We start from the raw sequence: 8,798 nt of genomic DNA on the forward strand, positions 1-8,798 counted from the left end.
TGCGGCCCATCCCCGGTCAGGACTACGGCGGGCTGCGCCGCGACGGCGACGGCCGCCTGGTCCCGTAGCCCGGCAACGAGTTCGCCCGGTACGTGGCGGTCAGCGTTCGCGGCCGCGTGGGGTGCGGGCACGCGCCGTGGCGCGGTTCGGGCCGCCTCGTCGCCGGGGCTTGTCGGGTGCTTCGGGCCGGGTGGCGGCTGCGCGGGCGGGTGTGGAGAAGCCTTCGTCGGCGAGCCGTGCCGCCTCGGCGGCTTCGCGGTCGGGCATCGCCGCCACGGCGGCGCGGCTGCGTTCGACGGCCGCCGCGAACGCCGCGGCGGCCACGTCGACCCGAGGCGGCTGGGTGAACCCCTCGGCGACGAGGCGGACGAGTTCGGCGGTCTCGTCGCGGTCGAGAGCACGTCCCCACACCTGCGCGTACGCGGCGCGCAGCGCCTGGACCGTGGTCGGGTCGCAGACGTCGACGCGGGGGCCGGCGGCATGGGCGGCGAGGATCTGCTCGGTGACGCGGACGCCGCTTGCGTCGCGGGCGATGTCGACGGCGGCCTGCTCGCTGATCCGCCGGCGCAGGTCGTCCAGCATCGCGGTGCGGGCCTGGCCGTCGGGCCAGTGCTGGACGTGGTCCCAGATGCCGCCCATCTCGTGGGGTGAGGGCGGCGGCAGGCCGGGGGTGTCGAGCTCGGCGCGCAGGCGGGCGGCCCGGTGGACGGTGGCGGGGTCTTCGCCGCGTTGCTCGGCGCGGACAGCGTCACGCCAGACGGCGAGGCCGTCGGCGCGGGCGCGCAAGGCGTCGGCGAGGGTGTTCAGGCGGGCGGCGCGGGGGTCCGCCGGGTCGTGGGGAAGCGCCTCGCTGTGGAGGGCGTCGGCCTGGCGGCGAAGCCGCCTTGCCTCGTCGGACAGCGCGGCCGCGAGCTCATCGGGGGTGCCGCCGGCGGGGTTGGCGATGAGCTCGCGGCGACGCTCTTCCTCGGCGCGGCGGCGGGCTTCGTCGTCGGCCAGGACCTGCCGGTGGTCGGCGGCGGTGACCTGGGCGAGAAGGGGGCCCTCGGCGCCGTCGATCGTGGACGCCGAGACCTCGACACGCACGTTGTCGAGGGCATGGGTCTCGCCGTACCGGGCGAGGTGACGCGCCGCCAGGACGCGCGGGTCGGTGCCGTGGACGTCGTAGGCGTGCAGCGGGTGTTCGACGACGGTGGGGCCGCGCCGCACGACCACGCGGTACCAGGACGGTTCGGCTGTCGGGGCCGTCGCCTCGGCGGCCGTCGCGTCGGCGGCGGGCGGCGGCGTCTCGGTCTCGGGTGCGGGCGGCGGCGCGGTCAGCGCGGCCACGAGCTCGTCGGCGGTGGCGGTGATGCCGGGCGCCTCGATGCCGTAGCGTGCCGCGACCTCGCGGCGCAGGTGCTGCAGCGTCGCCTGGGCGTACGGGTCGTCCGCGGCGGCCCATTCGGTGGCGGCCTGCCACACGGGCCCGAGGCGGTGCGGGTCGGCGCCGACGCGTCGCCACCAGCGGTCGTCCCAGGCCTGGCGCATCAGCGGCATGGCCGCCTCGCGTTCGGCGCGCAGCCGACTCCGTGCCTCGCCGGTTGCGGCCTCGGACTTCGCGGCGGCGTCGCGGGCCTCCTGCTCGCGGGCACGCGCGGCCAGTTCCGCACGGCGCATCGCCGCCGAGACGACCTGACGCATCAGGTCCGCAAGGGCGTCCTGGACCTCGCCGAACTCCCGTTCCATCGTCTTCTCCCCGTGTGACTTCGGGTCGGGTCCGGTCAGCGGGCCGGGCCCCGTTCCAGACAGTGGCGGTCCGGTCAGCGGGCCGGGCCCCGTTCCAGACAGTGGCGGTCCGGTCAGCGGGCCGGGCCGCGTTCCGGCGGGCGGTGCCGCGGTGGGCGCGGCGCCGGCCCGGGCGTTTCCGGCGCCCCGGTCGCGGGTGCGCGCAGAGCGGCGTGCACGCGGCGCAGGTCGTTCCAGGCGGCGGCTTCGATACGCGCGGCCTGGACAGCGCGGTGCCGGGCGATCTCGGCGTCGCGGATCGCGTCGAGCATCGCGCGCAGCTGGCGGAGCAGCTCGGCTTGGCCGCGGCGGCCGGACAGGTCGGCGCTCGCGGCGACGGCGGCGACGCCGCGCAGGTCCCGGACCGCGCGGTAGCGGACCGGGCGAGGCTGGCCCGGCCCGGTCAACGCGGAACGGGCAAGGACATCGGATGCGCGCGCCATCGGGCCGGGCCGGCCGGGCTCCAGCCGCGCCGACCACGCGGCCAGCACGCCGGACGCTTCACGGGCCGCGCCCGCCCAGGCGGCGGTGTCACCGGCAGGAACCTCACGCAGGTCGCGGACGGCCACGGCCACGCGGGCCGCCGCGCGGTCCCACGCCTCCGCCGTGCGGCGCTGTTCCCCACAGCGGGCGGCGGCCGTCTCGGGGCGCCAGGCCGCCACGTGGCCGGACACCGGCGCGGACGGACACTGTTCCCCGCGGCGCGCATCCGCCCCCGCAAGGTCCCACGCCGCCGCGTGGCCGGACACCGGGGCGGACGGACGCTGTTCCCCGCGGCGCGCATCCGCCCCCGCAAGGTCCCACGCCGCCATGTGGCCGGAAGCCGGGAGGGGCGGCCAGTGTGCGCGCAGGCGGGGCAGGGTCAGGTCCGAGGCCAGGCGCCCGCCGCCGTACCAGACGGGTTCCCGGCCGCCGGCCGGGCGCAGGGCGACGGCGTAGCCGACGACCGCGTCGCCGAGGCCTTCGCGGACACGGACCAAGACCCCGGCGCCCCGCAGGGCGCGGGCGAAGTCCGCCTCACCGCGGGCGTGAGCGGCGGCTGCGCGGACGGTGCGCGCCAACGCGGTGCGGTCCGGCTCGGGCCGGCCCCGCCGTGCGGCGGCCTCGATCTCCGCGCGCGTCAGGCCCGGGGTACCGCGCCCGGCGCGGCCCTCGACCACGGTCAGGCCGAAACGCTTCTCGATCGCCGCGCACGCGGCGGACGCCTTGCGGTAGTCGAAGGCGGTGTCCGCCGGCTCGCCGTCCTCACGGACCAGACAGACCGCCACATGGATGTGGTCGTTCCCACCCGCGGACGACCCGTGGTGGACCGCGACCCACCGGCACGGAGCGCGTTCGGGCGTCTCGTCGAACCCCAGGCGCGCGACGAGGATCCGCGCGGCCTCGGCCCACTGCCCCTCGTCCAGCCGCTCCCCCGGCGCCGCCGACAGCGAGCAGTGCCACACATGCCCCCGCGCCACCGGGGTCCCGTACAGGCGGGCGGGCGCGTCCACCTGACGGGCGAGCACCCAGGGGCCCACCTCGGTGTCGACGCCGTCCGCGGCCGCGACCACCCGCGCACCGGCGTGCTCGTTCCGCCGCCCCGGGCCGAACAGGTAGAACAGCAGGCCCGGCATGTCGAAGCCCCGCACGACCTTGTTGTTCACCGGCCCCGACCCCCGTCCCGCCCCCCGTTCCGACCGCCGCTGCGGGCCAGGTGCTCGGCAAGCACATCCACGCGTTCCGCGGTCGCGCGGACCTTCGCGAGCACCGCGTCCAGACCACCCAGGTAGAACAGCAGGCCGGGCATGTCCGAGCCCCGCACGACCTTGTTGTTCATCGGCCCCGACCACCGCTGCGGGCCAGACCCTCGGCAAGCACGTCCACGCGTTCCGCAGTGGCACGGACCTTCGCGAGCACCGCGTCCAGACCACCGGGACACTGCCCGCCCGCGTTCAGGTCGCGGGCGATCCGGTTGACGTCGTTCCCGAGCACCGCCAAAAGCCGGCGAACCGCCACCAGCTCCCCGTACACCGCATGCCGCTCGGTAACCGTCGGCACCTCCCCCGCCAGGGCCGCCTCCGCAAGAAACCGCGGCACACTCACACCCAACGCCGCAGCCCGCCCCGCCACCACCGCGAAACCCGCCTCGTCCAGCTTCACCAACACCTGACGAGAACGACCCCCCGGCACCCGACGCTGCCGCCCCAAACGCTTACGACGCGACAGCGACGCTTCAGCCGACGACGACGCTCCAGCCGACAGCGACGCCCCAGCCGACGGCAGGGGCGTGCGACCCGGCGACGGCACAACCGACGGCGACAGTTCAGCCGGCAGCGGCACGGTCGGCGGCGAGGGCGTGCGACCCGGCGGCGGCACCGCCGACGGTTCAGCCGACGGCGACGCTTCAGCCGAAGACGGTCCAGCCGATGGCGGTCCAGCCGATGGCGGTCCAGGCGGCGGCGACGCGGCCGGCGGCGAGGGTTCAGCCGACGTCGACACCAGTCCACCTCCCGCACCCGCAGCCCCGCCTGACAGGACCCACGACTACCAGGAGTGTGCCGGGAACACAGCGTCACCACACACCAACCAGGCGCAATCAGATATCCCAACCCATATCTTGCTCCCGCCGTTCCAGCCCGGAGCCGGGCGTACGGCGTCCCGCCGGGGGTGCGCCCGCTCACCGCCAGGCGACGGCCCGCGACAAGGCTGACCCAAACGGGTGACGGACTCTCGGCTCCCGGCCGCCCGACGGACACCGCGACCCGGCGCAGCAAACCCCGCAGCCGACCCGAACGGGCGACAGGCCCTCAGCTCCCCGGCCGCCCGACGGACGCGACGACGCGGCGCAGCAAACGCCGCGCGGAGTCGGGGTGGACGCCCAGCTCCGCAGCAAGGTCCCGCGCCGTCACCGTCCGGCCCTCAGCGGCAGCGGCGCGGTCGAGGGCGGCGAGCACTTCGCGATCGCGTGCGGTGGGACCGTCGGACGGAATGCCGCCGCGATGGCCGGGGACATGCCCGGCAAACCACGCCACCACCGCAACCGCATCACATGGATGAGAACTCACAGCAAGACGGAACGCGGTTGCGTCATCGTCAAAAGCGACTGCGGCCGATGGCCGTTTGTATCTGGTGGCGGATGCCGCTGTCGACGTCGCCATCCTGAGCAAGTTGGCCGAAGTGGCTGGCCGCGCTGGGGTGGTCGTGGAGTGCGGCAGCGACGATGCTGGCCGCGTTGCCGGAAAGAGTGCGCAACCACGGGATGACCTGGTCCTGGGCGCGCCACTGGTCCCATGCACCATCCCAGGTGAACATGCAGCGGACGGCTTCGTCGAGGAGGTCCCATGCTTCGCGTTGGACTGCTGCCGCACTGATGCGGTGCAGCCACATAACGGCGCGGGCAGCTTCGCCGAACTGGACGCGGTGGTTGCCGTTGCCGCCCACCAAGTGCAAGAACGAGTCGAGCACGGTGGTTGCGCGGTCGGGGTTGGTGAGCAGGTGCGCTGCTGCGGCTTCGGGGCGTAGGCCCGTGAGGAATTGGAGGTGGAGGTCGTAATGGTGGGGGTGTTCGACGGCGAGGTCGAAGAGTCCTTCGATGGCTGCTTGATCGCCCTGCTGGGCCTGGAGCCCAAGGGTGCGGACTCGGTCTTCCAGTGATGCCGGGGGTCCCGCGAGTTCGGTGTCGATGAGTTTCAGGAGGTCTTGCACGTTCTGCGGGCGGCGTTGCGGATCAGGTTCGGTTGTACGGCGCACGATGGTGCGCCAGGGACCGGGGGACGGAAAGAGCTGCCGGTTGGTTTGGGGCTTCTCCCCCGTCAGGGCCCAGGAGATCACACGTCCGATGCTGTAGATATCGCAGGTTGCGGTGGCGGCGTGAGGTGCGGTGGACATTTCCGGGGCGGCGAAGCCCTCGGTGCCGAGGGAGAAGCGGGTGCGGTCGACTTTGGTGGTCTGCCCGTGCGGACGCCGGACGAGCCCCCAGTCGGCGAGAGTCCATCGTCCGTCGAGCAGGAGGACGTTGTGCGGGGTGATGTCGCGGTGCAGCCAGCCTTGGCGATGCGCCGCGGAGAGGACATCGATCAGGGCGTGTACGAGTTCGAGGAGCTTCCTCGGGTCTTGCAGGTCGCCTTGGCGTTCGGCTGCTGTGGCCTGGGCGATCGGCATGACGATCCATCCGTCGTCCGCGTTGGCATCGAGGATCGGCATGAAGTGGGCGTGGCCCTCAAGAATTCGGGACACGTCGATCTCACGGCGCATGCGAGCGACTGGGTCTTCCATCCTGGAGGTGCGCCGCTTGTAGACGACTCTGGTGCCAGAGGTCTTGTGCGTCGCTTGGAAGATGTCGGCTTGGCCGCCATGCTTCCACCGCTTCGCGTCGACTGCGTAGTCCCTGCGGACGCCACGCGCGCGGCGACGGACCGCCTCGTAGCCCGTCGAGCTGGAACCGGAGTTCTCGACTGTTCCTGGGTTCGAGGTCGGACCGCGATCGGCGATGGAGGTGGGGATGGAGACTGGTATGCGTCGTCCGGCGTAGACGGGATGGCCGCTGATGCTGTCGACCGCTGTAATGGTGTAGCCGTCGCGCCCCAGAGGCTCGTTGAACAGGTCAAGAAGCTGTGCAACTTCGCCTGGGTCGGAACGGACGACGGGGTGGACCATTTCGGCGAGGAAGCGCAGGAATGTGTCGTCCGGACCGTGGGTCAGGTCGAAGCGTGGGTCGGTGAAGACCCAGTCGTCATCCCAGTCTTGGTTATTGAACCGGTGCTGGATGATGTCGCCTGCAGCAGTCTTGAAGCGTGAGTCTCCGCTGGGCAGTTGATCCAAGGCGTAGATGCGTTCGAGGAAGTCGACGTCATCCAGGCCGCCGGCCCAATGCAGATCCGCCAGCCGCAGCGCGTCGAAGATTCGGCGTCGGGTGACCTCGGTGATCCGATTGGGGTGGGCCTCCGAGGGAGGGGCTGCTGTCGCGACCGACCGGCGCCAGTCCGTGGTCGGCTCCGGAAGAAGGGGATGTATCTCGATGCGGTCGACATCGCCGTGCTGGTTCTGTTGGCAGACCTCGATCAGTGTGGGCAAGACGTGCGCCACCACCTCGTCGGTGAATGCCGGGCGGTCGATTTCTTCGACGTAGAACACGGCGGCCCAGTAGTAGTCGTGCCAGTTGGTCTCCGTGACGTAGCCGTCGTCCGTGCGTACGAAGTCGAGTCGGCGCACCGCGCGGAGCAGGTCGATCATGTCGAGGTCGCCACGCGCCGAGAAGAGCGCCGCGGTTTGGGCGAGGACCCGCTCGCCGTCACCCAATTCCTCCATGAGCCCCTCCCCCTGGCTGCACCTGCCGCGCACGCTGTCGGCTCGACAGCACATTGTGCCAAGCAATGTGCGTTCCCTGCCGGTGCTTTAACCACCGGCGTCGGCGTAGCCTGCACACGCCCCGCTCGTGGACCGCACGAGCGACCCGGACGCCTGGCAGCGCCTGGTCGACGCCGACGTGCCCCCGGACGTTCGCGATCGATCGCGCCACCTTGTGGCACACTTGCTCCCGCCCAAGATCCCGCCGTTGCAGCCGGAGCGGAGCGTGTGGCGTTCTGCCGGGGGTGTGGCTACTTGTCGCGGGCCGAAACGGCCCGGGGCACGGCTCATCCGAACGGGTGACGGGCGCTCAGCTTTCCGGCTGCGCACTTTCGCCCGCGCGAGGGCTTTCCGGCTCGGGTACGCGACGTCGCCGACTCTGAGTCCGCCTCGCGGAAGAACTTGTGCAGCACGATCTGAAGTTCAGCCCGGCGGCTTTCAACGAGCTTTTGTGCGGTGGTGACCTCACGCGTCTCGGTCGGGTCGTCGCGGGCCTGGACGCCGGGCAGCTCCAGGGTCCGATCGACCGCGCCAAGGTGATCCGCGCCGAGACCGCGATGGAGTACCGGATGCTCGGCATCCTCGCCCGCGGTACGGATAACACGGGACCTGACGACAAGTGAGGAACCGCACCGCAGGGTCAGGTGGGATGCCGGTGACCTGCCAGGCGGCGGTGACGTCCTCGTAGGCGGCGTGCCAGGCCGCGCCGCGGTCGCCGGTGAAATAGCCGGAGACGATCGTCCACACTGCGGGCGTGTCGAGTGCAAGGACGGCCAGGGCGCGGTCGTCGGCGAGGCCGGCGGGGACCGATCCCGGTCACGGACCGCCACTTCATGGTCCGTCGTCGTGCGATGCCGGGTTTGCCTGCGCGGCGTGTGTGTGGCGGCGCCATAACGCCAGCAGGAACGCCGAGTCCGTGGGGGCCGGCCGTGACGGGCAGACGTCGAAGTGGCTGATCCGGCAGGAGTCGGTCGGGGAGGACGCGCCGAGGTTGACGGCTGTTCCGTCGCCCGCTATTCGCCAGCGTTTGCCGGTCGGCACGTGCCGGGTCGGCCAGTCGCCAGGTTCGACGAGCATCCAGCGCCCGCGCACGGTGCGGTGCCACGACGACGGCGAGCCGCAGGCCCGGCAGGCGGTCCCGCCCGCGCCACGGGGATCAGGGACGGGTGTGTCCGAGCCGTGGGTGAACGCGAGGGTGTCGACGGTCGCCGCCAGGACGTCGGCCAGCCGGACCGGCGGCCGTTCGGGGTGTCCGGCGGTGGCCTGCGCGCACGCCGCGCACAAGGTCACCCCCAGGCTCGCGATCCAGCGTCCCCCGGCTCCGTCGCACGCCTCGCACCGCTCCGCCATCGGCCCCCCTGTGCTGGTCCGTCCCCTGCGGTCATCGTTCCCGGCCCGCATGGACGGCGAACGGCCGCACACACCGTTTTGGTTCCGGCGTACGCGGACGTCACGAAGGGATAAGGCTTGCCGGCTACCGGCGTTCGGGTCTACCCGGTGGTTTTGCTCACGAGTTTCGACAGCAGTTATTCACCATCTCGGGAGGCAGCCGGATCGGACGTGGGTCCCTGTTCACGAGAACGGAAGGCACCAGGTGGTTCGCCTTCTTGAGGACGCCGCGCTCCGCTTGCGCCCTTACTGATCTTTGCGAATTGGGTTGTTGATGTTTCGTCAGGTCAGTCCGGTTCCTGCGAGGAAGCCGT

The 8,798-nt window shown here is 72.3% G+C and carries 8 protein-coding genes; 1 reads left to right on the top strand and 7 read right to left on the bottom strand.

What is annotated here, in order from left to right:
- Nucleotides 1–99 precede the first annotated feature (99 nt).
- The 6 genes from ACRX5W_RS32880 to ACRX5W_RS32905 form a co-directional block, all read right to left on the bottom strand.
- The gene (locus ACRX5W_RS32880; RefSeq protein WP_436792061.1) at nucleotides 100–1,728 is read right to left on the bottom strand and encodes a hypothetical protein; all 1,629 of its coding nucleotides are present in this window, start codon (nucleotides 1,726–1,728) and stop codon (nucleotides 100–102) included.
- Between the two features lie 113 nt (nucleotides 1,729–1,841).
- Nucleotides 1,842–3,413 (bottom strand): relaxase/mobilization nuclease domain-containing protein, encoded by a 1,572-nt coding sequence (locus ACRX5W_RS32885; protein WP_436792062.1) that lies wholly within the window; start codon nucleotides 3,411–3,413, stop codon nucleotides 1,842–1,844.
- Nucleotides 3,410–3,586, bottom strand: coding sequence for a hypothetical protein (locus tag ACRX5W_RS32890; protein WP_436792063.1), 177 nt, complete (start codon nucleotides 3,584–3,586; stop codon nucleotides 3,410–3,412). The genes ACRX5W_RS32885 and ACRX5W_RS32890 overlap by 4 nt, the downstream gene beginning before the upstream one ends.
- On the bottom strand, nucleotides 3,583–3,909 hold the full coding sequence (locus tag ACRX5W_RS32895; RefSeq protein ID WP_436792064.1) for a hypothetical protein: 327 nt from the start codon (nucleotides 3,907–3,909) through the stop codon (nucleotides 3,583–3,585). The genes ACRX5W_RS32890 and ACRX5W_RS32895 overlap by 4 nt, the downstream gene beginning before the upstream one ends.
- 647 nt (nucleotides 3,910–4,556) lie before the next feature.
- Nucleotides 4,557–4,781 (bottom strand): hypothetical protein, encoded by a 225-nt coding sequence (locus ACRX5W_RS32900; RefSeq protein WP_436792065.1) that lies wholly within the window; start codon nucleotides 4,779–4,781, stop codon nucleotides 4,557–4,559.
- A 61-nt stretch (nucleotides 4,782–4,842) separates the two neighbouring features.
- Nucleotides 4,843–7,056: a protein kinase domain-containing protein gene (locus tag ACRX5W_RS32905; RefSeq protein WP_436792066.1), complete on the bottom strand. Its 2,214-nt coding sequence runs from the start codon at nucleotides 7,054–7,056 to the stop codon at nucleotides 4,843–4,845.
- Between the two features lie 443 nt (nucleotides 7,057–7,499).
- Here ACRX5W_RS32905 and ACRX5W_RS32910 point away from each other — a divergent pair, with 443 nt between their 5' ends.
- Nucleotides 7,500–7,718: a hypothetical protein gene (locus tag ACRX5W_RS32910; protein ID WP_436792067.1), complete on the top strand. Its 219-nt coding sequence runs from the start codon at nucleotides 7,500–7,502 to the stop codon at nucleotides 7,716–7,718.
- A gap of 208 nt (nucleotides 7,719–7,926) precedes the next feature.
- Here the strand turns inward: ACRX5W_RS32910 and ACRX5W_RS32915 are convergent, their stop codons facing one another.
- Nucleotides 7,927–8,445, bottom strand: a complete 519-nt coding sequence (locus tag ACRX5W_RS32915) for a DUF6083 domain-containing protein (protein ID WP_436792068.1) — start codon at nucleotides 8,443–8,445, stop codon at nucleotides 7,927–7,929.
- Between the last annotated feature and the right edge of the window lie 353 nt (nucleotides 8,446–8,798).

Origin of the sequence: Yinghuangia sp. YIM S10712 (assembly GCF_051388935.1) — a bacterium.
Lineage (GTDB): Bacteria > Actinomycetota > Actinomycetes > Streptomycetales > Streptomycetaceae > Yinghuangia.